Here is a 26,429-nt window from a genome sequence, read left to right on the forward strand (position 1 = left end):
ATCATTCTCCATCCTTTTCACTTGAAATTATTTTTTCTTAAAATACCAAATGCTCCCACCGATAACGACAATTACTGCAAGTGTTACACCTGTTGGTACTGCCCAACTACTGTTATTTTCTTTTTTAGTTGTGGTTGCTTTTGCAGTTACCTTTGCTTTTTTAGTCTTGTGGTTGCTTTTAGCTTCTTTTGTATCTTCAGAAGGTTGTTCTTCTTGCGAAACATCTTCTTTATTTTGTGTTGCTGATGCAGTTGCTTGTTTACTAGCTGCTTGCAGCGGCTTTGTTGCGACAACTTGATAAACATTATTTGTTGCTTGTGTATTTGTCTTGTTGTCTGTTCCTTTTGCAGGTTGTTTATTATCAATTGCTTGGTTGGAATTGTCTTGCGCTGCTTTTTTCACTAATTTTGCGATTGCATCTTGGATTAATGCTAATTGTTGCTTAATATCTTGTGCAGAACCATTTAGCAATAATTCTTTAGCCTTAGCAATTGCTGCTTGATATGCTTGATAAGATTGTGGCGTATACAAGTTAGCATCATATTTACCAAATTGCGCAATTGCATGTTGTAAGACACTAATATCAACCAAACCGTTATAACTAGTTTGTAATGCACTAATTAATTGATCGTAGCCTTGTGGTTGCATATCTTGAGCCGTAATGGCTTTTTGTAATGCTGCTAAGGCATTTTGATATGCTTGGTAAGAAGCTTGCGTATAGTTATCCTTGTTGATTTGCAAATCTGCTTGAACATCTAACAAGAGTTGTGCATCTTCTTTTAATAGACTTGAATACTTCAAGTTTGTCTTAGCTGTAGTCAAAGCGCTAATCAATGTTTGAGTTTGTGTGGCATCCAAGTTATCTTTATCTTGATATGCATTGTTTAAATCATCATAAGCATCTAAATAATCTTGATAAGAAGCTGCGGTATAATATCCCTTAGAATTATCAATCTTATTAGCTAACAACTCTGCAATCTCTTTTCCACTATATTTTTCAATATGTTGGTCGACTGCATTTTTTAAAGAATCATATGCTAAATCGATGGTTGCTTGTGAAGCATACTCATTAGCAACTACTTGTTTAGCCACACTTAACGCTGCGTTAAATGTACTTTGTGAATCTTTGGTCCATGAGCTCGTATCCGTTGTGCTTACTTGAGCTACATAAGCGCTTAATTTTTGATTATCTGGTTTTTGATAATCTTTGCCAGTGCTTATTTCTAAGATTTCTGGAATCGTGTCTTTCCATGAAACTTTAACTTGTTTTAACGTATAGTCTTCAGGTAAAACAAATTCCGTGATCGTTTGATTAAGCGTTCCTAAGTCAATTTCTTTAGTATCTTGGCTCTTAGCTTTTGTATAAACAACCGCACTCACTTGGGCGTTGCTGATTTGTCCCATCTGTACAATTCATAAGCTTCTTACTCCTGTTGGTTTAGACAGTGTATATACAAAGTTACTGTTAGTTGCAGAAGATTTATACGATGTCGTATAATCACCATCAATCATGTTTAATGGAATCTTGCTTGGTTCTTCAATATCTTTACTTTGAATATCTTGGTGACTTTCTGTAGATACGTATTCACCACCATTGATTTGAATTTCACCAAAGGTTACAAATCTAAAGTTGCAACTAGCGGTGAAGCGAACCCGTAAATAACGACCTTTAGCAGGCGTTGTAACACTACCTTCTTTGTACATATTGCCCGGATTCTTTTCATCATGTGTCAACTCACCATATTCTTTAGCAGTTGAATCATCCCAAGTATTCTTATCTTGACCATTACCAATTGTTAAGATTGGTGTCCATGTTTTGGCATCTGGACTATCTGCTACTTCAAAGACCGCATCACGAATGTAATTTTGATTGGTTTCATTGATGTAATATCTTAACTTATTGATAGTTCTTGTTTGCCCTAAATCAAATAAGATACAACTTCCCTTGGTTGGATATCCATTGATACTTGCCGTTGTAGTCAAATCACCATCAAAGGCAGCACCAGCATTATTCATGTTACGCATGTCACCACTAGCATAACTTGGATTAATTGCGATATCTGAATCTACTAAATCCGGACTGGTAATCTTTTCATAAGTTGCACTAAATTTATTTAGCGTTACTGTTGTCGCTTGTGAATTGGATATAATTCATATTTAGTTGTCTCTTTAGTTGCTTTGGCTTTTGCTTGAACTTGAGTTGGTCTACCTATCACAGAAGCCGTAGCTAGGATAGCGAACAAAATAAACATAGCCGTAAAAAACTTCTTAAACTCCATCAAATTTTCTCTCAATCTACATTTATTTTCTACAATACTCTCTTATTTTTGATAAACACTCTTACCATCCAAGTAAGTTTCATATAAGTTAACTTCATCATCGACAACCAAGAAATCAGCTGCATGTCCTGCAATGATTCCACCACAGCGATCGTCAATACCTACACTGACAGCTGGAACATAACTAGCCATCTTAAATGCATCATAAAGGCTAGCTTTACCCCATTTAATAATATTTTTAACCCCATCAATTAATTCCAAAATACTGCCGGCTAAACTACCTGAATCTTTCAAGCGAGCTGCACCATCTTTAACAACTACTGGGAACTCACCTAAGAAGTAATTATCACCTTCTGGCATTCCACCAGCCCGCATACAATCGGTAATCATGACGATTTTTTCCGATGATTTAGCTCTAATCAACGCATTTGCCGCTGCTGGTGCAACATGATGTCCATCACAAATTAACTCACCAAAAGTTTCTGGTGTATCCATCGCAGCTCCAACCATACCTGGTTCACGATGATTCAAACCACTCATTCCGTTATAGGTATGCACAAAGATGTCTGCTCCGGCAAAGACTACCTCACGTGCTTGATCATAAGTTGCAGAGCTATGTCCTAAAGCGACATGAACTCCTTCTTGTGTAACTTTTTGTGTAAATTCAACTGCACCATTTCTTTCTGGAGCAATCGCAATTTTCTTAATCAAGCCACCGGCTAATTTTTGCCAATTTTCAAAAGTATCATAGTTAGGATCGCCCATATAAATTGGGTTTTGTGCGCCTTTATGTTCTTCTGTAAAGAATGGACCTTCAAAGAAAATCCCTTGAATCTTAGCGCCTTTAACTTCTTGATAATGATCCCCAATCAATTTAGCCACATTGTTTAAAGATTCAGTACTTGATGTTAATGTTGTTGGTAAAAATGAAGTAACACCACAACTTAACAATCCTTGCGAAATAACTTTTAAGCCTTCCAAATCACAGTCCATCACATCATGATTTTTAAAACCATGAATATGTGTATCAACCAAACCAGGAGCAATCACTTTACCGCTGTAATCTAAGATTTCAACATCATCTGGTTTAGTCTTGGTATAACGTCCAAATTTACCATCGCAAACTTCTAAATAACCGCCATATTCGACACCAGACCGTAATAAAAATTTATCGGCATGAACATAATAATGCATTGTTTGTTCCTTCTTTCTGCTTTATGCCGGCAAAATTTCAACTCATTTTGTCGCAATTTTTGCTTAATCATCAAAAATAATAAAAAGCGGCTATAAATCAGCACTAACTGTTGAATTATAGCCGCTAAACTTGTTAACTTTTTTGACCGTCACTTTGTCGTTTTTGAGAAAATCTCAATTTTAGCAGCTAAAATCGTGAATGATAACCCCTTTAACAACACGGTTAACCGTTCCTGTTGGAGATGGTGTATCCGGTGTGTTGCCAATTTTAACCGCCGCTAGTAATGCGATTGTTTGGGCAAACATTACGTCTGCTAAAGCTAGATAGCCATCAGGTAACTTAGAGGCATCTTCACTAAAGAAGAATTTTTCACCACTAAAATCAGGCGTACCTGGTTGACCGATTGCTACAACATGTTTAGCTATTTGGTCACCCTTAATTTCTTCTAAAACATCAATATCGTATTGGCGGGTATATTCATCGTTGTTAACAAAATCAAAAACTAATGCCTTTTCATTGACAAAAGATTTTGGACCATGTCTAAAGCCCATTGATGAATCAAAGACCGTCGCAACTTTACCGGCAGTTAACTCTAAAACTTTAAGTTGTGCTTCACGTGTCAAGCCACCTAAACTGCCTGATCCTAGATAAATAATGCGTTCGAAATCATCGGCTACAAGCGTTTGAATTTCTGTTTCTCGTTCAATCACTTGTTGACCTAACTTGGCTGCTGTAGCAACATAACTTGCTTTTTGTTTAGCATCTGTACTATCAAAAATTAATAAAGCTGCTAAAGTCATGCATGAGAAACTACCAGTCATCGCAAAACCAGCATCATTAGAACGTGCAGGCATCAACAATACATAACTGTTTGCCTTATCCTTTTCGTTTTGTGCTAATTTTCCTTCTGGTGCACAGGTAATCACCAAGTGGTAGATGTTTTTAACCGCCTTGTTGGCAATCGCAATTGCCGCCACACTTTCAGGACTGTTACCACTACGCGCAAATGAAACAAGTAACGTTGGTTCATCTGGTTGTAAAAATTCTAATGGCCGTGAAACAATGTCGGTTGTTCCGAGACTTTCAAATTTATAGCGCTTAGAGTCACCATGAGCTCGCAAATAAGGTAAAATCGTATCTCCTACATATTGTGAGGTCCCTGCTCCAGTAAAGACTACACGTAATTTTTCATGTCCATCCAATTCAATTTTTGCCAAAAATTCAGCAATCTTTGTTTGATGTTGTTGCCAAATTTCCAAGGTTTCATGCCACAATTCAGGTTGTTGCTTGATTTCACGCGTTGTAATCTCAGCACCCATTTGTGTCAATTCTTCTTTTGTTAAACTAAACATCTTCTCATCCTCCAACTTAACGCTTCGTTTGACTATTCATCATCATCGTCATCGTCTTGATTCAACATGTCATTTACACATTGGATTCCTTTACGTCCACCGTCAATTAGGTTTGGTGTTGTGCCTAATAAACCTGAATTAAGATATTCGATGACCATTGCCATATTCATTCCAGCATAAAGTTCAAAATTTGCTTTACCTGCCACAAGTTGCTTAAACATCACATTGCAAGGTGTTCCACCATACAAATCTGCCAAGACCGTATAGTCAGCTAAATCTGCTACGGTTTCTTTGACCTTCGCTAAATATTCTTCTGGTCCTTCATTTGGTAACAAAGGTACAGCATAGATGTCATCTTGTGGTCCCATGATCATTTCGACACTTTTCTTTAGTTCTACACATAAGTTACCATGACTCACTAAAATCAACGGTTTCATTTAAACGACTCCTCTCGACTCACTCGATAAATTATTAGCCTTTAGCGATAACGCCTAATGCAGATAATACTACAGAAACAATTAATACGATGAAGATTGCCTTTGTAGATGTCATGTTCTTCTTACCTAACATCCAGTAAATTGCACCAACGATTGCTGCTGGAACTAGTTTTGGTAAGATCATGTCTAAACTGTTTTGGATACTTAAAGTAACTTCACCTAACTTAGGTACAAATGCGATATGAACACTAACCATGGTTGCTACTAAAGCCCCAACCATGAATGTACCCAATAAGGTAGCAGCATCTGTCAAAGCAGATAAGCGGTGTTGCATGGTTGTTACCAAGCTAACCCCTTCTTTGTAAGCCAATTCCAATTGACTCCAACGGAAGTACATAACAAAGATATTAGCTACAACCCAGATAAATACGCCGGCTGGGTTACCATTTGAAGCCATGTTTGCTGCCAAAGCCCCAAAGATTGTTGGTACTAAAGAACCAAAGATTGAGTCCCCGATTGCAGCGAAAGGTCCCATTAAACCTGTCTTCAAACCAGAAACAGTATCTTTGGAATCAACACCTTGTTCTTCTTCTAAGGCCAAATCAATCCCAGTAACGATGGTATTAAAGAAGTTAGAAGTATTGAAAAATTGTGTATGAACCTTCATCATTTCTTTTAATTCTGGTGTATCATCGCCATAAATCTTGCGTAATTGTGGCAAGATTGTGTATAAATAACCTGAAGCTTGCATTCTTTCATAGTTCCAACCTAATTGGAAACCAAATAAACTTCTACGGTTAATTTGTCTAAAATCTTCTTTGGTTAATTTATAATTAGAGTTCGTCATCGTCAACTTCCCCCTCATCATTGGATTGTGTTTGGTTATTTACTGGACCACGTGGTGCTTCGATTGTGCGCTTGTAGCTAATAACTGCAAAGCCTAAACCGATTAAAGCGATTGCAAGCATTGGTAATGAGTTAAATGTACCTGCAAAGTCTTTAGCCACACCTGCAACACCTGCACCTAATGTTTGGATATTTGTGAAGACAGTTGTCATCAAAGCTGTAATCACAAAACCTAAAATCAAGTATGGGAAATGTTTCTTGACTGGTAAGTAACGAAGTAAGATAGCAAAACCAACAGCAGGTAAAACTGCACCAGCAACTGTTAAGCCATCGCCCAACCATTTGAGCGGACCATTCAACCAATCAACAACCGTTGTTACGACACCGCTACCAAATGCAAGTGCTAAGAACACTGGAAGCATACGGGATAATGCCCAAGAAACGGAACCTAATAAGAAATGTCTTTCAATTGCTTTGTAGTTGAATTTTTCAATATCAGCATCGATACGATGCGCAAAGTAAGTGTTTGCAAAACGACCTAAAATATCTGTATAAATCATCAAAGCAGCTACAGGAACAGCGATGGCTGCGATAGCTTGTTCTGGATCCATACCAATAGCAACAGAAAAGGCAGTTGCTAAGATTGTCCCGGAGTTAGCATCGATACGAGAAGCTCCCCCGAAAGTACCAACACCTAAGATAGTTAACTGCATACTACCACCGATAATCAAACCAGCTTTCAAATCTCCCATGATTAAACCAGAGATAAAACCAGCGAAAACAGCGGAACCTGCACTAGAGTTGATTTGCAATTCATCTAAAATTTGATAACCTGAATACAATGTTAGTAGTAAAATTTGCCACCATGCGATATCCATGGAAAAAACCCCCTTTGGTTTATTTATTCAAAAGACTCATAAAGTCATCTGCTGTGTCACTTGGTGTCATTTGTGCGATTAAATGTACACCTTTAGCATTCAAAGCATTGAATTCTTCAACATCTTGGTCAACCACATTAATTGAGCGTGTGATTGAACGCGTTTGATCTGTTTGTGACATGTTTCCAACATTAATTTCTTTAATTGGAACACCAGCTTCAACTAATTTCAAAAGATAATGTGGTGTCTTAGCTACAATTAAAAGTCGTTGACTGTCATATTTACCAGCCAAAATATTAGCAGCCGCTTTTTCATAAGGTAATACACTTAATTTAACGCCTGCTGGTGTAGCAAGTTTCAAACCACTTTTTTCGATATCATTTTTGGAAACTTCATCATCAACAACCATAATACGTGAAATTTGCAACTTGGTTGTCCATAAGTTTGCAACTTGACCGTGGATTAAACGGCCATCAATTCTTACACCAATAATCATCTTCGTGCCTCCTATAATTACTCAATAACCTTGTGTCTAACTAAATTGATCTTGTCTTGATAAATTCCTTCTGTTTCAAAAATAATAATTTCATTTTCACCTAAATTAAATAATCCATGCGGAATATATAAAGACTTGATCGGCCCTTTGTTCCAAAAACGTCCAATATTAAACCCGTTTACAAATACAAGTCCTTTGCCAAAGCCACTTAAATCTAAGTTTGAATCTAAAGTTTCATTCAACTCGAATTTATATTTGTAAAAACCAGGTACACCCTCCTTCCATGCGTGATTAAATTCAATGGCTCCGATTCGTTCAAAATCAAGAGCATATTGACTCCAATTTAAAACAAAATGAATATCGCTCATCACACCGGTTCTAATCCCTTTTTCTTGTGTATCAGCTAAAAGTTTAGCCCCATAGTTTACACGACCCATGTTTTCCATTAAGATGGAAACTTCATTTGTTTCAAACGGTTGTTTAACCAAGATTTCCTCACCAATTTCTTCTTGATACTGCGTTGCTTGTAATTCTTGATTCAAGAAGAATTGTGCTCGGTCGCGACCGTCAATAATCCGATATTTTTCTTCGACGATATCGCGTTTAGTTGTCGTTTGATAAAGCATATAACCATAAGATTGTCCCGCTTTATCCATCGAAACAGGATATTTGAAAGTTTGCTTATCGGCGATTTGATCAATCACCTCAAATAAACTAACTTTATCGACTAACTCGATATCACTCACTTGCATGCTTTCTTTAATCCACGGTTGTTCTTGTTTGATTTCTGGGAATAAACGATGAATCATTGCTTGGATTTTGTAGTAGCCTTCAGTCGGATTTCCTTGCTCATCTAGTGGTGCTCCATAATCATATGAAGTAATCTGATGTAAATCATGCGTTCCTCGTGCAGAACAACCATTCATAAAACCAAAATTGGTACCGCCATGAAACATGTATAAGTTAACACTAGCTTGTTTAACAACTTCTTCTAGTGCTTCTACCATCTCATCTTGGTCCCGTGTCACTATCGGCTCACCCCAGCGGTTAAACCATCCATCCCAAAATTCCATACACATTAAAGGTTGACTAACACCCTTTTCTTTTTGGAATGCTAAGATGTTTTCAAAATTTTCAGTAGCTTTGGAACCAAAATTTCCGGTTTCAAGAATGCCTTCTTCAACTAAACTACCCGCTTCCAAAGTTGCATGCCATGCACCATCGGATGTAAAAAGCGCAACATCGACACCGTTGTCTTTCATCATCTTAGCTAATGCTTTTAGATAATCTTTATCTTCACCATATGATCCATATTCATTTTCGACTTGCATCATTAAAATCGGTCCGCCGTTAGTAATTTGTAGTGGACATAATAGTTTAAATAAATGCTGATAATAACGACTGACATATTCTAGATACCTAGGATCACTTGAACGAACCCGACAATCTTTTTGTAAAAGCCAAGCTGGAAGTCCACCTAATTCCCATTCCGCACAAATATAAGGGGAAGGTCTAACAATCACAAATAATCCTTCTTCTTGAGCTGTCTGGATGAACTTGACTACATCCAACCCTTCTCTAAAATTAAAATCGTTTTCAATTTTCTCGTGCATATTCCAGGGAATATAAGTTTCAACAGTATTGAATCCTAAAGCCTTAAGATTATGCAGTGAATGCCGCCAATCGGCTGGATGGATTCTGAAATAATGAACCGCTCCAGATAAGATTTTAAATGGCTTTTCATCCAAATAAAAATCCTTTTCTTTGACTGCAAAAGTGTGCATAATTTTTTGCTCCTTTCTTTTTTGCTTTTTACACTTATTATGTTAATATAATAACTGTTAGATGTCAACGTTTACAATACACTTTTTTGATTTTATTACACTCATTGTCTATACCAATATACTCTGTTTTGCTTTTTTGGTTGACTTTATTAAAGAAAATCGCTATCTTTTACTTTGTACGTCTTTTTACTTATAATATTTTTTTACTAGACCTATATGTAGAAAGGAGGAAAAAAATGAACCTACCTAAACATCAAATTGTCAAAAATGATTTGAAAAGTCGCATTACTTCGGGACAATTTTCAAGCGGTGACAAATTTTACAGTGAAGCCGAACTCGTTAAAATGTACAATGTTAGTTCTATTACTGTCATTCGGGCGGTGAAAGACTTAGTTAAAGAAGGATATTTAGTCCGTTATCAAGGTAAAGGGACGTTTGTTTCGCGTAAACGCGTCCAACGTCAAGTTAAATTTACCGATAAGGAAATTTTTTCTACTAGTGAGGATTTTGTTAAAGTTCTTTCTATTACTCGTGAAAATGATCCGCAGATTCTTAAAAAAATGCATCTCACAGAAGCTGATTTTTATTATGTAATTGTGCGGTTACGAACTGCTAAAGACGTTCCTTATATTTATCATCATTCCTATATTCCAGAACGCTTTATCAAGTATCCACAAAAACTAGACTACTACAATTCAATCTATCATCGCTTCCGTAGTGATTTTAATATCAATTTAAACGACGAACCTTCGCATGAAATAAATCGGATTGTCATGCCACCAAAGGATGTCGTTTCGGCTTTACAATTAGAACAAGGACAACCTGCTGTCTTCCAAGAAAAAACAACTTGGTTAGCCAATGATAATAGTGTTGCTGAATATATTATTACTTATAAGCGTTGGGAATTTTTCGAAATTGAAATTACCACAGATTAATCTTGACCTCACTTTATTTCAACGAATAAAGTGAGGTTTTTTAATTAAAAAAAGCCAGCAATCTTGATCATTCCACGCTTTTAGCAAATTATGGACGAGCAAGACAACTGCCTTTTCAAAAAAATAAACGCCCCTAACAAGTTAGGCGCGTTTATATACATTTTAATCTTCAGCAACGAATGGTAACAAGCCCATGATACGTGCACGCTTGATTGCAACAGTAATCTTACGTTGGTTCTTAGCACTTGTACCAGTTACACGACGAGGTAAAATCTTACCACGTTCGGAGATAAAACGTTTCAATAAATCTGTGTCTTTGTAATCGATGTATTCGATATGGTTAGCCGCGATAAAGTCAACTTTACGACGACGACGGCTACCTCTACGTTGTTGAGCCATGTAAATTCCCTCCTCGAATTAGAATGGTAAATCGTCATCTGAGATGTCGATTTTTTGCCCATTATCGGTAAATGGATCTGGCGTATTGCCCATAGCTGGACTTTCTGTACCAAAGTTTGGTGTGTCCACTGATCCTGCACCGTATGGATTTTGCATCTGTGCGTCAGGCATTGGATTTGCATTAAAGCCTGCGCTTGGAGCGGAAGGATGTTGTTGCCGATATTGTTCTGATTGTGAACGTGATTCAAGCAATGAGAAATTATCAACTACAATCTCGGTAACATATACACGTTGTCCTTGTTGATTATCATATGAGCGTGTTTGAATACGACCTTCGATTCCGACTAATGAACCTTTATGGGTAAAATTAGCGAAATTTTCTGCCGGCTTACGCCAAATCACACAATTAATGAAATCAGCCTCACGTTCACCTTGTTGATTCGTAAACTGACGGTTTACAGCTAGTGTAAAACTAGCCACTGCTGAACCTGATGAGGTGTAACGTAATTCGGGATCTCTTGTTAATCTACCGATCAAGATAGCTTTATTAATCATTTCCGCTCCTCCTTTGTTTTTTCTAAAAATTAAGCTTCACGTTTTACGATCATGTGACGCAAAATGCCGTCATTGATCTTTGCAAGACGATCAAATTCGTTGATTGCATCCGCGTTTGTAGCCTTAACGTTTACGATATGGTATACACCTTCTGTGAAACCACCGATTTCGTAAGCAAAACGACGCTTGGACCAATCCTTAGAATCTACAACTTCAGCACCATCATTTTTCAAAATGTTGTCGAAACGTTCTACTAATTCGTTTTTAGCAGCTTCGTCAAGAGCTGGGCTGATAATATAAGTAATTTCGTAGTTTGTCATGCTGTTTGCACCTCCTTATGGACTATTGGTTCCCCACCCCCATCGATGGGGAACAAGGATTACGTAAGTACCCACAGCTGGATACCCACAGATTAAAATTATATCACTTCATTTGGTAGATTGCAATAAGAAATCCCGCATTACGTTACGTTATTAAATACGTAATGTAGCGGGATTATTTTTTTATTTTATAATTTTATTCATTTTCTTCTTCAGGATCAACCTTAGCCATCGTTGAAACAAATGCATCTTCTTCAAGATTAATCAAATGAACACCTAGTGTTGCTCGACCCGTTTGCGAAACACCAGCAACATTGAAACGAATCAAGACACCCTTGTTGGTAATAACCATAATGTCTTCATCGCCATTAACCGTTGTTAAACCAGCTAATGCACCATTTTTCGCAGTAATATTAGAAGTTTTAACCCCTTTTCCACCACGACCTTTAATCGGATATTCACTAGCTAAAGTTTGCTTGCCATAACCTTTTTCAGAAATTACCAAGACTTTACTATCGGGTTCTAAAACATCGGCACCAACTACATAATCATCAGTCCGTAAGGTAATGCCTCGAACACCAGAGGCAGCACGTCCCATCGTTCTAACCGTTGTTTCGGCAAATGATACCGCATAGCCACCGTGTGTACCGATAATGATATTTTTATTTCCATCGGTGATAGAAACCTTAATCAATTCATCACCTTCACGTAAGGTCAAAGCTTTCAAGCCGTTTTTGCGAATATTGGCAAATTCCGCTACCGCAGTCCGTTTTACTACCCCGTTACGTGTTGTAAAGAAGAGATATTGTTCTTTATCCTTGGCATTATTGGTATTTAAGACCGTTGCAATCTTTTCACCTTGTTCAAGGTTCAATAAATTAATCACAGGAATTCCTTTAGCTGTGCGCCCATATTCAGGAATTTCATAGCCTTTCATACTAAAGACCTTACCAGTTGTAGTAAAGAACATTAATTCATCGTGTGTTGAAGTAGATAAAAGATGTTCGATAAAGTCATCATCATGAACACCCATACCTTGTACTCCGCGACCACCACGTTTTTGAGCTTTAAAATCACTAGTTGGTAATCGCTTAATGTAGCCATTATGTGTTAAAGCAACTACTACAGATTCTTCTTCAATCAAATCTTCGTCTTCAATATTAGTTACTTCTCCAACCATTAACTCTGTGCGGCGCTCATCACCATATTTTTCTTGAATTTCCAAGAGCTCTTGGTAAATAATTTCATGCACACGTTGTGGTTTAGCCAAAATATCTTCATAATCGGCAATCGCTTCAATTGTCTTTTGATATTCACTTTCGACTTTTTCGCGTTCCAATCCTGTCAAACGTACCAAACGCATATCTAAAATAGCTTGTGCTTGCTTATCGCTTAAGTGATATTCACTCATCAAACGATCTTTAGCCACATCACCACTTGGAGATTTACGAATGATTTCGATAATCGCTTCAATATGATCTAAAGCAATCCGTAAACCTTCTAAAATATGTGCACGTGCCTTAGCTTTACGCAATTCAAATTCGGTACGGCGTCTGATCACCGTTTCTTGGTGACTCAAATAATATTGCAAAATTTGTTTTAAGCTCAATACTTTTGGCGTACCATCGACAATTGCCAACATATTAAATCCAAACGAACTTTGCATTAATGTTAATTTATATAAATTATTCAAAACAACTGAAGCGCTGATATCACGTCTAATATCGATTGTAACGCGCATTCCTTCACGGTCTGATTCATCTTTAATATCAGTGATACCTTCAATCTTCTTTTCACGTGCTAATTCAGCAATTCGTTCAATCAAGCGTGCTTTATTAACCATGTATGGCAATTCATGAATTACAATTTGTTCACGTCCGCCCTTAGATTCTTCAATTTCAACCTTAGCACGTAGCGTCACTGTACCACGTCCAGTTTCATAAGCGCGTCTAATTCCTGATTTTCCCATCACGATTCCACCAGTTGGAAAATCAGGGCCAGGGATTGCTTCCATCAAATCTGCGGTCGTAGCATCTGGATTATTCATCAAAATATGCAATGCAGAAATAACTTCTGCCAAATTATGTGGCGGAATATTAGTTGTCATCCCAACCGCAATACCGGTTGCTCCGTTTACCAAAAGATTTGGGAAACGTGCCGGTAAAATCTTTGGTTCGCGTTCAGTACCATCATAGTTATCTTGAAAATCAATCGTATCTTTGTTGATGTCACGCAACATTTCAGTTGCAATCTTAGACATCCTAGCCTCGGTATAACGCATCGCAGCAGCACCGTCACCATCGACCGAGCCAAAGTTACCATGGCCATCAACTAACATGTAACGATAACTAAAATCTTGTGCCATACGGACCATCGATTCATAGATGGCTAAGTCCCCGTGTGGATGGAACTTACCCATGACTTCTCCGACAATACGAGCTGATTTTTTATATGGTTTGTCCGGTGTCACGCCTAATTCATTCATTCCATATAAAATACGGCGATGAACCGGCTTTAATCCGTCACGCACATCAGGTAAGGCCCGCGCAACGATGACACTCATCGCGTAGTCCAAAAATGATGTCTGCATGACTTTGGACAAGTCAACGTCTTTAATTCGATTAGGTAACTCTACCAAAATCTTTGCCTCCCCTATCTATTTTTACTCATACCGGTTATTTCCCGGGAAATACTATCAAACATCTAAATTATCAACAAATGTCGCGTTGTCTTCGATAAATTGACGTCGTGGTCCAACCTGGTCACCCATCAACATTTCAAAGATTTCGTTAGCTTCTTGTGCATCACGTAATTCAACCCGCAACAAACGTCTTCTTTCAGGATCCATCGTGGTTTCCCAAAGTTGTTCAGCATCCATTTCCCCTAAACCTTTATAGCGTTGAATAGCTGGTTTAGGTGTCGGCGCCAATTGACCTAAAAATTCATTAAGTTCTTCATCTGAATCGATATAACGAATCATCTTACCTTGACGCACTTGATATAAAGGCGGTTGGGCAATATAAACATATCCTGCATCAATCATTGGTCGCATGAAACGATAGAAAAGCGTCAACAATAAGGTACGAATATGCGCGCCATCGACATCGGCATCGGTCATGATGATTAATTTATGATAATTAGCTTTTGTAACATCAAATTCTTTACCAAAGCCTGTACCTAATGCAGTAAACAATGAACGAATTTCTTCGTTGGCCAAGATACGGTCAAGGCTAGCCTTTTCTACGTTTAAGATTTTACCGCGAATTGGTAAAATCGCTTGGGTTAAACGAGAACGCCCTTGTTTAGCAGAACCACCCGCAGAATCCCCTTCGACGATGAACAATTCTGAAATTGCTGGATCTTTGCTCGTATTATCCGCTAATTTTCCTGGTAAATTGGAGATTTCTAAACCATTTTTCTTACGTGTTACTTCACGTGCACGTTTAGCAGCAATACGTGCCTTAGCTGCAATCAAACCTTTTTCAACGATTTTTCTTGCAACCGTTGGATTTTCCAACATGAATTTAGTGAACGTTTCACTAAACATCTTATCGGTTACCGCTCTAGCATCAGAATTTCCTAATTTAGTCTTAGTTTGCCCTTCAAATTGCGGATTTGGATGTTTAATAGATACGACCGCTGTCAAGCCTTCGCGAACATCTTCTCCCGATAAGTTAGCTTCATTTTCCTTAAGCATCCCATTTTTACGTGCATAATCATTTATAACCCGGGTTAAGGCTGTCTTAAAACCTGATTCATGGGTCCCACCTTCATAAGTGTGAATATTGTTAGTAAAAGTTAATAAATTTGAATGGAAATCATTAGTATATTGTAATGCCACTTCTACTGCGATTCCTTTTTGTTCACCTTCAACATAAATCGGTTCATCGAAAATAACTTCTTTACCGCTGTTCAAATATTCAACATAATGCTTAATCCCACCTGCATAATGGAATTCTTCATAGGTTGGTTCTGCTTTGCGCTTATCGGTAATCGTAATTTTTAATCCTTTGTTTAAGAAAGCTAATTCACGAATTCGAGTAGTTAAAACACCGATATCAAAGACTGTAGTTTCCGTAAAGATATCTGGATCAGGAGTAAAATGTACTGTTGTTCCATGAGCATTTTCAGCAGCTTGACCTACAACATGCATTGGCGTTTTGACCTTACCTAAGACAAAGTCCATGCCATAAATGTTAGGATCACCATCACGAGTAACCTCAACATCTAAGCTCGTTGATAAAGCATTAACAACCGAAGCACCCACACCATGAAGTCCACCAGAAACTTTGTAACCGCCACCGCCAAATTTCCCACCGGCGTGTAAAACAGTAAAGACCGTTTCTAATGCAGGACGTCCTGTTTTTTCTTGAATATCAACAGGAATTCCTCGACCATTATCTTTAACCGTAATACTATTATCTGCTTGGACAGTTACATTTATCTCGTTAGCAAAACCGGCTAAGGCTTCGTCAATCCCATTATCGATGATTTCCCATACCAAATGGTGTAAACCTTGTGAACTTGTTGAACCAATATACATCCCAGGACGCTTTCTAACGGCTTCTAAGCCTTCAAGCACCTGAATTTGGCTAGCATTATATTCTTTGGCTTGTTGTGCCTTTGATTTTGCTTGTGTTTGCTCTTGCATCTCAGTCACGCTATATTTCCTCCTTAATCTCTTGTTGCGCGGTCGTTTTAGGTGTGATTTGACCGTTGTTTATCTTAAAAATCTTGGGTTCGTTAATCAGTTGCTTGGCAACATCATTTAATGCTGGTGTTGTCAAAAAAGTCTGGACCTTATCTTGAATTGCCTTTAACAGATGCGTTTGGCGATTTCCATCTAATTCCGATAAAACATCATCTAACAATAAAATTGGATATTCACCGGTTTTTTCATGCATAACCTCGATTTCAGCTAATTTGACAGATAAAGCAACCGTGCGTTGTTGACCTTGTGAACCATAGACTTGCACGTCTTTTTGATTGATAAAAAAACTGACATCGTCACGATGAGGTCCCACCAATGTTGTTCCTTGAAAAATTTCTTTAGCTTCTATTTGCGCATATTTTTCTTGCAATTGTTGACTGATTTGACTAGCATCCAGTTGTCCTATGTCTTTAAGCGTTGTTTGATAATGCAACGTTAATTTCTCTTTACCTTGCGTGATTTGTGCATGTAAATCTGTTGCATACTTTTCTAACTGGGCTAAAAACGCCATACGTTTTGCGATAATCTTTCCGCCATGTTGTGCTAGTTGTTCAGACAAAATTTGCAAATATAATTTGTCATTAGCTTGTTTGGTTTGAAGCTGTTTTAAATATAAATTACGCTGTTTTAAAACAGTACGATATTGACTCAATTCGTATAAGTAACTCGGTGCAATTTGACCGAACTCCATGTCAATAAAGCGACGTCTAACTGCCGGTGACCCTTTAACCAAGGCTAAATCTTCGGGCGCAAATAAAATCACGTTACACTTTCCGACATAATTTGATAAGCGACTTGAATCTAAATGATTCACGCGTCCTTTTTTGCCATTCTTTGTGATACTTAATTCTAACGGTAAATTCCCCGTCTTTTTTTGCAAGATCCCTTTAAGTTGCGCATGATCGCTTCCAAAACGTAATAATTCTTTATCATTGCTTGTACGGTGACTCCTAGTCAATGCCAAAACATAAATCGCTTCTAACAGATTTGTTTTTCCTTGAGCATTTTGTCCGAGTAAAACGTTAATTTTGGCAGAAAAATCCAGCAACGCATTTTCATAATTACGAAAATTATGCAGTTCTAATTTTTCAAGATACATCTTATTTTCCGGCTTTCATAATGAAAGTGCCAAATTCTTGAATTTCTACGACATCGTCTGGATAAAGTTTACGGCCACGCCGTTGATCTACTTGGCCATTTATCACAACTTGATAGTCCGCTAAAAAATATTTAGCCTGACCACCAGAAGAAATAATATCTGCGATTTTCAAGAGTTGACCTAACGTAATGTAAGGCGTAGTTAAATAAATCGTTTTTTCCAAAAGACTTTTTCCTTTCTCTAACCCAATATGATACCTCTTAATTATATCCTTTTTTCGAGACAAAAACAATTTTATTCGCGTTTTTAGCCTATTTAAGCGATGTTAGATTCTTTTAGACTTAATATACTTTTTAAAGCTTATTACGCTTAAATCAAAATCTATCGGTCAAAAATTCGATTTCATACTTTTACAAACAAAAAAACCCTGTTAAAAACAAGGCTTTTTGTTTTGGAATTAATTTTTAAATGTTACTAGCTATTTTAAGCCGTCCGTACTGGTGTAATCAATTGTAACATAGTGGTGTCACCTTCGCTAGGTAACACGACAAACGGACGAAGTGGTTGCGTCATTTCAAGCTTGATTTGGCTTTGACCAAATGAGCGCAAGGCATCTTTCATGTAATCTGGGTTAAATGAAATTTGGATTCCTTCACCAGTCAAACTATTGAAACTTAATCTTTCTTCAACATTTCCTACTTCAGGCGAATTTCCAGATAAGATCGCACTTTGATTTGCTGTATCTAATGTCAATTTAACGATATTGTTACGCCCTTCATGCGATAACAATGAGGCACGTTCAATCGCACGTAGGAATTCAGCTGAATTAAACTCAATTTGTGTTGAACTATTTTGTGGAATCAAGCGATCTGTTTCTGGATAATTTCCTTCCAACAAACGTGAGTAAAAGTATGTTTGCCCCAAGATGAAAAGTACTTGATTTTCAGAAATTTGGACATTAACTTGTCCTGGATAATCGCTTAACATTTTTGCTAATTCATTCATTGATTTTCCTGGGATTGTCAAATTATAATCAATTGCTTGATCAACTTGTAAGGCTAATTGCCGGCGACTTAAACGATGTGAGTCGGTGGCAACTGCTACTAGTTGATCGGATTTTAAAGTCAAATGAATTCCCGTTAAAATGGGACGATTTTCTTGATTTGAAACAGAAATAATTGTTTGTTCAATCACACGTTTTAAAATGTCTGCTTCTAAATTGATTTGTGTTTTAATTTCAATTTCTGGTAAATGTGGGTATTCGTTTGGATCAAGACCATTGATTGTAAAAGCTGCTTGTCCTGAAGTAATTGTTACTTGATATTTAGCATCAATGTTAATATTAACTTCATTTTCAGGCAAACGTTTGATGATATCAACAAACATTCTAGCTGGAACAACAATACTTCCTGTTTCTAAAACACTTAATCCAGCTTCTTCATCATTTTCAGCTAAGGTTGTTTCAATTGAAATATCACCATTGCTTGCTGTTAATTTCAATTCTTCATTTGTTAAATCTAATTTGATTCCGTTTAAAATATCTAAGGCAGTTTTGGCAGAGATTGCACGAGTAACTGTATTTAAATATTTAATAAATGGATTTCGTTGAATCGAAAATTTCATGTGAACCTCCAATATATTATTATTATTATTATTTTTTTAGTAATAGTAGTAGAACATGTGATTGTTGTGGATAACTAAAAAATAGCACAATTTTATTGGTTATAAACATGTGGATAAAGTTGTGTATTAAATTTTCAGTTTTCCACAACTAACCTTTGATTTCTGATTTGAGTATGGCGATTTCTGTTTGTAATTTTTGATCGCTCATCAAAGATTCTTCAATTTTTTCGCAAGCATGAATCACGGTGGTGTGATCTTTACCACCAAATTCTTGTCCGATTCGAGGTAAAGAAGCATCAGTAAGCTGACGTGATAAATACATTGCAATTTGCCGCGGCATTACGATAGACTTAACACGTTTTTTACCTTTCAGTTCGGAAACCGTTACTTGATAATATTTAGAAACTTTTGCTTGAATCAAAGGAATTGTAATTTCTGGTGTTCCATCATGAAGTTTGAGGTTTTTCAAGGCTTCAGCAACTAAATCAGTTGTGATAGGACGTCCATTTGTTGTAGCAAATGCCTGAACTCGCATTAAGGCTCCTTCCAATTCACGAATATTAGAATCGATTTGACCGGCGATATAGCTTAAGGCTTCATCTGGAATTGCGAGATGTTCGGTTTCAGCTTTATTACGTAAAATAGCAATTCTTGTTTCAAAATCAGGTGGGGTAATATCAACAGATAAGCCCCCTTTAAATCTAGAAACAAGGCGTTCTTCTAGTTTAGGAATTTCGTTAGGTAAACGATCAGATGATAGCACAATTTGTTTTTTTTCATTATGCAAAGCATTAAAAGTATGGAAAAACTCTTCTTGGGTACCGACTTTTTCTGCAAAAAATTGGATGTCATCAACTAAAAGCAAATCGACATTACGATATTCTTGGCGAAATTCTTCTTGGCGTTTGTTTTGAATAGAATTGATAAAATCGTTGGCAAAAGATTCGCTTGTAACATATTTGACTTTAGCATTGGGATTATTGGCTAACATCTGATGACCAATAGCATGCATCAAATGCGTTTTTCCAAGTCCAACACCACCATAAAAGAATAATGGATTATACCCACCAGATGGGCCGCCTGGTTCTTCGGCAACTGCTAAAGCGGCTGCGTGGGCCATTTGATTACCTTTACCAACAATAAATGTATCAAAAGTAAACTTTTCGTTGAGCTGCGAATTTTGCATGAAATTTTTTTGTGTTATTGCCGGAGCCGGCTTGGTTTCTGGTATCGCTAATGGATTAGCTTGTTCAGGCGTTTTTACCAAGACCGTAATGTCGGCATTTGATTCGGCCTTTAAAATTTCGCTAATTTTAGGTGCGATATTTTGAGTCCAGTAATCACGATGCAAAACTGAAGGCACCTCAATAACTAAGGTGTTGTCAGTAAATTGAATGGGTTTAGCGGTAGCAATCCAAGTCTTATAGGTGATTGTGGCGAAAGATTCTTCAAACTTATTGCAAAGAAATTGCCATAAAGTTGCAAGATCTAGCACTGGACTTCCCTCCTTTTATTAAAATATACCTTTTTAATTGTAGCATTTAATTAAATAGTTTTCCACAGATTTAAGAAAATAAAAAAAGAAAAACACAGCCTGTTAAAAACGTTATCCACATCCTGTTGATAAAACTGTGAAAAAGTCTGATTTCATCGCTTATCCACAAGCTGGATTTGAGATTTTTTCTTGGTTTAATGCATGTTTCACAAGTTTTCCACAAGAAGATAAACAAATGCACACTTGCTAATTAACAATATGTTAATTGTGAATTTATTTGCGCAAAAAGATGTGGAAATAAAAATTACCATCTACAAGGGTGTGCATAAAAAAAGCACGCTTGTGGATAAAATGCAAGGTTTTTTTGACAATAAGTCCTTTATTTTTAATGAAAGATATGATAGGATAAAAAAGTAAGTCTGAAGTTGACAATCATTTTACTTTCATAGTAATATGTTAAGTAACATTGCAAATAAGAGAGGGGTGCAAACGCCGATGAAGAGAACTTACCAACCAAAGAAACGCCATCGTCAACGCGTACATGGTTTCCGTAAACGTATGAGTACAAGTAACGGTCGTAATGTGTTAGCACGTAGACGCCGTAAAGGTAGAAAAGTATTGTCTGCATAGATCACTGGACCGTCAGTGGTCTTTTTTTGTTATGTAGCATGCAAAATTTTGGAGATGGATTATGAGAAAGTCATACCGCGTCAAAAAAGAAGCGGAATTCCAAAGAGTCTTTACCCAAGGCAAATCATGTGCTAACCGTCAGTTTGTGGTTTACATGATTGAAAAGCCCAACCAGCCCCATTTTCGTGTCGGCATTTCTGTCGGTAAAAAAATTGGTAATGCGGTTCAGCGCAATTGGGTCAAACGTCGAATTCGCCAAAGTTTGACTGAATTAAAACCACAATTAAAACAAGATTGCGATTTTATCGTAATCGCTCGTCCTAGTGTCACTGACATGGCGATGGCAGATATAAAAAAGCATTTATTGCATGTTTTAAAATTGGCACATGTTTTAGAGGAAGAAAATAATTAATATCAAAAAGTGAGGAAATAAGCATTGAAAAGAGGGAAACGTTTTGCCGCTCTTCTAGCTGCTGTATCCTTGATGTTAGTTCTAGCCGGTTGTAGCACGGCACCGATTGATGCCCAAAGTACAGGCTTTTGGGATCATTATATTGTTTGGAACTTTGTCAAGGCAATTCAAGCACTGAGCAACATCTTTGGCCATAATTATGGTTGGGGGATTGTCGTTTTCACGATTATTGTTCGAATCGTGATTTTACCATTAATGATTTATCAGATGAACACATCGCGCAAGACGATGGAGTTGCAACCACAAATCAAAGCGTTGCAACAAAAGTATTCTGCACGTGATACTGAAACAATGCGTAAATTACAAGCAGAAACACAAAAGCTTTATTCTAAAGCAGGTGTTCATCCGATGGCTTCGATGTTACCGTTAATTGTGCAAATGCCAATTATGATTGCCTTGTACCAAGCAATTTTCCGTTCAGAAACCTTGAAGGTCGGACAATTCTTCTGGATGCAATTAGGCGATAAGGATCCGTATTATGTGATGCCGATTTTGGCGGCTATCTTTACGTATTTAACTTCTAAGTTGAGTATGATGGCACAACCAGAATCAAATGCAATGATGACGGTGATGACATATGCCATGCCGGTATTTATCTTCTTTATCGGGTTAAACGTGCCTGCTGCGTTGTCTTTATACTGGATGATTACCAATGCCTTTTCTGTGGCTCAAACATGGTTTTTCAATAATCCATATAAGATTAACCGTGAGCGTGAAGAAAAGCAACGGGCTGAAAAACAAAAGCAACGTCAGCTTGAAAAAGCTAAGCGTAAAGCTTTGAAGAATAAGAAAAAATAATACAAACGAAAAGCTTACAGAGAATGTTTCTGTGTTATAGCAAATTATTTAAAAGCAGCAAAGCTAGTGTGATGAACTGGCAATGTTGCTTTTTTCTTTGTCAAATTAGGATGATAAAGTAGCTGCTAAAGATTAAATTTACTAACTTGGAGTTTGAAGCACTCTTTAGGAGAGGATTTTTGCCTTATTTTAGTAGAAAGTTTATTTAAATTTAAAAAAACAAATTTTAGTAAGTGTTTCAGAGCTACAGGCTATAAAATCAAAAAAATTGACTAACGAAACACTAAGAAAAGAATAAAAATTCTCTTAACCGTTTACATTTGCTAAAAAGTACTCTAATATGGAAGTGACCGTTTTCTTTTAGTATAGGAGTGAATTTTAAATGGAAAAAACAATTGTTATTAACTCAGGAAGCTCGAGTTTAAAATTTAAGTTATTTGCAATACCAGATGAAGAAGTTTTGGCTAGTGGTTTAATTGAACGAATCGGTATTGAAGGCTCAGCAATTACCATCAAGTATGGTGCAGGCGAAAAGTTTACTAGTCAGGAAGATGTCAGTGATCATAAGATTGCTGTTGATAGATTGTTGGCATTGTTAGAAGAATTAGGAATTGTAAATGATTTAAATGAAATCACAGCTGTTGGTCATCGTGTGGTAGCTGGGGGCGAATATTTCAAGACTTCCGCTGTTATTGACGATAAAGTCATTGAACAAATTGATGAAATTGCTGATTTTGCGCCATTGCATAACCCAGCTAATTTAATGGGAATTAAGGCCTTTAAAAAGGTCTTACCAGATGCGTTTAGTTTGGCAGCTTTTGATACTTCATTTCATCAAAGCATTCCTGAAGAAAACTTCTTGTATAGCATACCTTATGAATGGTATGAACAATATGGGGTACGCCGTTATGGTGCACATGGCACAAGTCATCGCTATGTTGCCCAAGAAGCTGCAAAATTCTTAGGAAAACCACTTGAAGAATTGAAATTAATTACTTGTCATTTAGGTGCAGGTTCTTCAATTTGTGCTGTTAAAGATGGCAAATCATTTGATACATCAATGGGCTTTACACCATTAACTGGGGTAACGATGGCGACACGTTCGGGTGATATCGATGTGGCATTGTTGAACTATGTGATGGATAAATTAGGCATCAAATCACTTGATGAAATGCTTTATATTTTAAATAACAAGTCTGGTTTGTTAGGAATTTCAGGTGTTTCACCAGATATGCGTGATATTTTAGCGGCTAAAAATGATAATAAACGTGCTAAATTAGCTTTAGATATCTTCGTGAAAAATGTTGTCAAATATATCGGTGAATACGTAGCTGAAATGGGTGGTGTTGATGGAATCATCTTTACAGCTGGTATTGGTGAAAATTCGGTGCCTGTAAGACAAATGGTAATGCAACGCCTAGCATATTTGGGTATTACCTGTGATGATGCGGCTAACGCAGCTAATGAAGATGGCTACATTGCAACCAAAGATTCTAAAGTTGCAGTCTTGAAGATATCAACTGATGAAGAATTGATGATTGCTAGAGATGTAGAAGCCTTTAGAAATAAATAAAATGAAATTAATCCTTCTTAACTAATAAAATAGTTTGGAAGGATTTTTTTATTGGTTGTTTTTTAACAAAAATTTCCCCCAAAAGTGGAACGTACCAATTTTTATAATGGTTGACATTTTTAAGATAGAGCGTTATCATGTGAGTGTAGAAAATAAAACGAACAAAGGAGTCTAGCTCACATGACAGTAGATTACTCATCCAAGCAATATTTAGATAAACTTGATGCATATTGGCGCGCTGCTAATTACGTTTCTGTAGGGCAACTTTATTTGAAAGATAATCCACTTTTACGTCGTCCACTACAAGCTAGTGATGTAAAGATTAAACCAATCGGCCATTGGGGCACAATTTCAGGGCAAAACTTTATTTATGCTCATTTAAACCGTGTCATCAACAAATATGACTTGAACATGTTTTATGTTGAAGGTCCAGGACATGGTGGCCAAGTGATGGTTTCAAACTCTTATCTTGACGGTAGTTATACTGAAATTTATCCAGAGATCACGCAAGATGAACAAGGGATGCAAAAATTATTCAAGCGTTTCTCATTCCCAGGTGGGGTGGCTTCACATGCGGCACCTGAAACACCAGGTTCGATTCATGAAGGTGGCGAATTAGGTTATTCCATCTCCCATGCTGTCGGGGCAATCTTAGATAATCCTGATTTGATTGTCGTACCAGTTGTTGGTGATGGGGAAGCAGAAACTGGTCCATTGGCAACTTCATGGCAATCTAACAAGTTCATCAACCCAATCAATGACGGGGCCATCTTGCCAATCTTAGATATCAACGGCTTTAAGATTTCTAACCCAACAATCATGTCACGTGAATCTGATGAAACTCTACAAAAATTCTTTGAAGGGATGGGTTGGCATCCAATCTTTGTCGAAGGTGACGATCCAGCAGTGATGCATCCAGCGATGGCTAAAGCATTAGATGAAGCAATCGAAGAAATCAAGACAATCCAAAAGCATGCGCGTGAAAATAACGATGCAAGCTTACCAACTTGGCCAATGATTGTCTTGCGGACACCAAAAGGTTGGACAGGTCCTAAATTCTGGGATAACAAGCCAATCGAAAACTCCTTTAGAGCACACCAAGTGCCACTTCCAGTTGATCAAAATCATATGGAACATGCCGATGCTTTGGAAGAATGGTTAAAGAGCTATCGCCCAGAAGAATTATTCGATGAAAATGGGGCTTTGAAAGCCGAGATCGCAGAAATTGCGCCAAAAGGTGACAAGCGCATGGCGGCTAACCCACATACTAACCCAGGTAAATTAATTCGTGATTTAAACAAACCTGATTTTCGCAAATTTGCTGTTGATACTACTACGCCAGGGCAAACCGTGGCGCAAGATATGAGTATCTTAGGTAAATATTTAGAAGCTGTTTTAGCTGAAAATGAGGCAAACAAGAACTTTAGAATTTTTGGACCAGACGAAACAATGTCCAATCGTTTGGCACCAATCTTTGAACAAACGAACCGTCAATGGTTACCAGCTATCAAAGAACCAAACGATGAATTCTTAGCACCAAGTGGTCGTGTAATTGATTCACAATTATCCGAACATCAAGCAGAAGGTTTCTTAGAAGGTTATGTCTTGACTGGTCGTCATGGTTTCTTTGCAAGTTATGAAGCATTCTTGCGTGTTGTTGATTCGATGTTAACGCAACACTTCAAATGGTTAAGAAAAGCTAAGGAACAACCTTGGAGAACTTCTGTGCCATCATTAAACGTTGTAGCTACTTCAACTGTGTTCCAACAAGATCACAACGGCTACACACACCAAGATCCAGGTTTATTAGCACATTTAGCCGACAAGAAACCTGAATTCATCCGTGAATACTTGCCAGCTGATGCAAATACTTTATTAGCAGTCTTTGATAAAGTTTTAAATGATCGTGATAAGATCAACTTGATTGTTTCATCCAAGCACCCACGTCAACAATTCTACTCGGCTGCCGAAGCTAAAGAATTAGTCGACAATGGGCTTAAGATTATTGATTGGGCTTCAACTGATCAAAATGCTGAACCTGATTTGGTAATTGCTGCAGCTGGGACCGAACCAAACTTGGAAGCTTTAGCTGCAATTTCAATCTTGCATGAAAAATTACCAGAATTGAAGATTCGTTTTATCAATGTGGTTGATTTATTGAAACTACGCAGTCCAAAAGTTGACCCACGTGGCTTAAGCGATGAAGAATTTGACTTCTATTTCACCAAAGATAAACCAGTTATCTTTGCTTTCCATGGTTATGAAGGTTTGATTCGTGACATCTTCTTTGATCGTCACAACCATAACTTATATATCCATGGTTACCGTGAAAACGGCGATATCACAACACCATTTGATATGCGTGTTGTTAACCAAATGGATCGCTTCGACTTGGTTAAAGATGCCTTGTTAAGCCAACCAAACGCACAACAATACGGACAAATCATTGCTGAAATGGATAGCATTATCGCTAAACACCATCAATATATCCGTGATGAAGGTACCGATTTACCAGAAGTTGAAAACTGGGAATGGAAACCATTAAAATAAGA

At 37.3% G+C, this 26,429-nt stretch carries 25 protein-coding genes; 6 read left to right on the forward strand and 19 right to left on the reverse strand.

Annotated elements, in window-relative coordinates; genetic code table 11:
* Positions 1–27 precede the first annotated feature (27 nt).
* The 10 genes from QM017_RS00005 to QM017_RS00050 all read right to left on the reverse strand — a co-directional run bounded on the left by QM017_RS00005 (position 28) and on the right by QM017_RS00050 (position 9,267).
* Positions 28–1,404: a hypothetical protein gene (locus tag QM017_RS00005; protein ID WP_282708396.1), complete on the reverse strand. Its 1,377-nt coding sequence runs from the start codon at positions 1,402–1,404 to the stop codon at positions 28–30.
* A gap of 9 nt (positions 1,405–1,413) precedes the next feature.
* Entirely contained in the window at positions 1,414–2,016 is a 603-nt protein-coding gene (locus QM017_RS00010; RefSeq protein ID WP_282708397.1) for a discoidin domain-containing protein, read from the reverse strand.
* Between the two features lie 104 nt (positions 2,017–2,120).
* Positions 2,121–2,279 carry a hypothetical protein gene (locus tag QM017_RS00015; RefSeq protein WP_282708399.1) on the reverse strand — a complete coding sequence of 53 codons (159 nt, stop codon included), beginning with the start codon at positions 2,277–2,279 and terminating at the stop codon, positions 2,121–2,123.
* Between the two features lie 42 nt (positions 2,280–2,321).
* Positions 2,322–3,473, reverse strand: a complete 1,152-nt coding sequence (gene nagA / locus QM017_RS00020; RefSeq protein WP_178196800.1) for an N-acetylglucosamine-6-phosphate deacetylase — start codon at positions 3,471–3,473, stop codon at positions 2,322–2,324.
* Between the two features lie 180 nt (positions 3,474–3,653).
* Complete coding sequence (locus tag QM017_RS00025; protein WP_282708401.1) at positions 3,654–4,826, reverse strand: SIS domain-containing protein; 1,173 nt, start codon at positions 4,824–4,826, stop codon at positions 3,654–3,656.
* 32 nt (positions 4,827–4,858) lie between these two features.
* The gene (locus tag QM017_RS00030) at positions 4,859–5,263 is read right to left on the reverse strand and encodes a PTS sugar transporter subunit IIA (protein WP_282708402.1); all 405 of its coding nucleotides are present in this window, start codon (positions 5,261–5,263) and stop codon (positions 4,859–4,861) included.
* A 34-nt stretch (positions 5,264–5,297) separates the two neighbouring features.
* A complete protein-coding gene (locus QM017_RS00035; RefSeq protein ID WP_282708403.1) occupies positions 5,298–6,110 on the reverse strand; it encodes a PTS system mannose/fructose/sorbose family transporter subunit IID in 813 nt (270 codons plus the stop codon).
* A complete protein-coding gene (locus QM017_RS00040) occupies positions 6,097–6,987 on the reverse strand; it encodes a PTS sugar transporter subunit IIC (RefSeq protein ID WP_282708404.1) in 891 nt (296 codons plus the stop codon). Before QM017_RS00040 ends, QM017_RS00035 begins: the two co-directional genes overlap by 14 nt.
* 19 nt (positions 6,988–7,006) lie before the next feature.
* Positions 7,007–7,483, reverse strand: coding sequence for a PTS sugar transporter subunit IIB (locus QM017_RS00045; RefSeq protein WP_178196790.1), 477 nt, complete (start codon positions 7,481–7,483; stop codon positions 7,007–7,009).
* A 17-nt stretch (positions 7,484–7,500) separates the two neighbouring features.
* A complete protein-coding gene (locus QM017_RS00050; protein WP_282708406.1) occupies positions 7,501–9,267 on the reverse strand; it encodes a beta-galactosidase family protein in 1,767 nt (588 codons plus the stop codon).
* A 236-nt stretch (positions 9,268–9,503) separates the two neighbouring features.
* Here QM017_RS00050 and QM017_RS00055 point away from each other — a divergent pair, with 236 nt between their 5' ends.
* Positions 9,504–10,202 (forward strand): GntR family transcriptional regulator, encoded by a 699-nt coding sequence (locus QM017_RS00055; protein ID WP_178196786.1) that lies wholly within the window; start codon positions 9,504–9,506, stop codon positions 10,200–10,202.
* A 162-nt stretch (positions 10,203–10,364) separates the two neighbouring features.
* On the opposite strand, the gene rpsR is transcribed toward QM017_RS00055, so the two are convergent.
* The 9 genes from rpsR to dnaA form a co-directional block, all read right to left on the reverse strand.
* On the reverse strand, positions 10,365–10,601 hold the full coding sequence (rpsR, locus tag QM017_RS00060; protein ID WP_178196784.1) for a 30S ribosomal protein S18: 237 nt from the start codon (positions 10,599–10,601) through the stop codon (positions 10,365–10,367).
* A gap of 18 nt (positions 10,602–10,619) precedes the next feature.
* Complete coding sequence (gene ssb / locus QM017_RS00065; RefSeq protein ID WP_178196782.1) at positions 10,620–11,156, reverse strand: single-stranded DNA-binding protein; 537 nt, start codon at positions 11,154–11,156, stop codon at positions 10,620–10,622.
* Between the two features lie 29 nt (positions 11,157–11,185).
* The gene (gene rpsF, locus QM017_RS00070) at positions 11,186–11,476 is read right to left on the reverse strand and encodes a 30S ribosomal protein S6 (protein ID WP_178196780.1); all 291 of its coding nucleotides are present in this window, start codon (positions 11,474–11,476) and stop codon (positions 11,186–11,188) included.
* Positions 11,477–11,672: 196 nt separating this feature from the next.
* Positions 11,673–14,114, reverse strand: a complete 2,442-nt coding sequence (gene gyrA / locus QM017_RS00075) for a DNA gyrase subunit A (protein ID WP_178196778.1) — start codon at positions 14,112–14,114, stop codon at positions 11,673–11,675.
* Positions 14,115–14,171: 57 nt separating this feature from the next.
* A complete protein-coding gene (gene gyrB, locus QM017_RS00080; RefSeq protein WP_178196818.1) occupies positions 14,172–16,127 on the reverse strand; it encodes a DNA topoisomerase (ATP-hydrolyzing) subunit B in 1,956 nt (651 codons plus the stop codon).
* A 10-nt stretch (positions 16,128–16,137) separates the two neighbouring features.
* Positions 16,138–17,286 (reverse strand): DNA replication/repair protein RecF, encoded by a 1,149-nt coding sequence (gene recF, locus QM017_RS00085; RefSeq protein WP_282708407.1) that lies wholly within the window; start codon positions 17,284–17,286, stop codon positions 16,138–16,140.
* Between the two features lies 1 nt (position 17,287).
* Positions 17,288–17,509: a S4 domain-containing protein YaaA gene (gene yaaA, locus QM017_RS00090; RefSeq protein WP_178196774.1), complete on the reverse strand. Its 222-nt coding sequence runs from the start codon at positions 17,507–17,509 to the stop codon at positions 17,288–17,290.
* Between the two features lie 260 nt (positions 17,510–17,769).
* Positions 17,770–18,909 carry a DNA polymerase III subunit beta gene (dnaN, locus tag QM017_RS00095; protein ID WP_178196772.1) on the reverse strand — a complete coding sequence of 380 codons (1,140 nt, stop codon included), beginning with the start codon at positions 18,907–18,909 and terminating at the stop codon, positions 17,770–17,772.
* Between the two features lie 148 nt (positions 18,910–19,057).
* Positions 19,058–20,404: a chromosomal replication initiator protein DnaA gene (gene dnaA / locus QM017_RS00100; RefSeq protein WP_178196770.1), complete on the reverse strand. Its 1,347-nt coding sequence runs from the start codon at positions 20,402–20,404 to the stop codon at positions 19,058–19,060.
* Positions 20,405–20,899: 495 nt separating this feature from the next.
* Here dnaA and rpmH point away from each other — a divergent pair, with 495 nt between their 5' ends.
* The 5 genes from rpmH to QM017_RS00125 all read left to right on the forward strand — a co-directional run bounded on the left by rpmH (position 20,900) and on the right by QM017_RS00125 (position 26,427).
* Positions 20,900–21,034 (forward strand): 50S ribosomal protein L34, encoded by a 135-nt coding sequence (rpmH, locus tag QM017_RS00105; protein ID WP_003701411.1) that lies wholly within the window; start codon positions 20,900–20,902, stop codon positions 21,032–21,034.
* A 61-nt stretch (positions 21,035–21,095) separates the two neighbouring features.
* Entirely contained in the window at positions 21,096–21,446 is a 351-nt protein-coding gene (rnpA, locus tag QM017_RS00110) for a ribonuclease P protein component (protein WP_282708415.1), read from the forward strand.
* Between the two features lie 24 nt (positions 21,447–21,470).
* Positions 21,471–22,304, forward strand: a complete 834-nt coding sequence (gene yidC / locus QM017_RS00115; RefSeq protein WP_282708416.1) for a membrane protein insertase YidC — start codon at positions 21,471–21,473, stop codon at positions 22,302–22,304.
* A gap of 382 nt (positions 22,305–22,686) precedes the next feature.
* On the forward strand, positions 22,687–23,877 hold the full coding sequence (locus tag QM017_RS00120; protein ID WP_282708418.1) for an acetate kinase: 1,191 nt from the start codon (positions 22,687–22,689) through the stop codon (positions 23,875–23,877).
* A 180-nt stretch (positions 23,878–24,057) separates the two neighbouring features.
* Positions 24,058–26,427: a phosphoketolase family protein gene (locus tag QM017_RS00125; protein ID WP_178196764.1), complete on the forward strand. Its 2,370-nt coding sequence runs from the start codon at positions 24,058–24,060 to the stop codon at positions 26,425–26,427.
* The last annotated feature ends 2 nt before the right edge of the window (positions 26,428–26,429 follow it).

The sequence above is a fragment of the Ligilactobacillus sp. Marseille-Q7487 genome (assembly GCF_949152225.1).
GTDB lineage: Bacteria > Bacillota > Bacilli > Lactobacillales > Lactobacillaceae > Ligilactobacillus.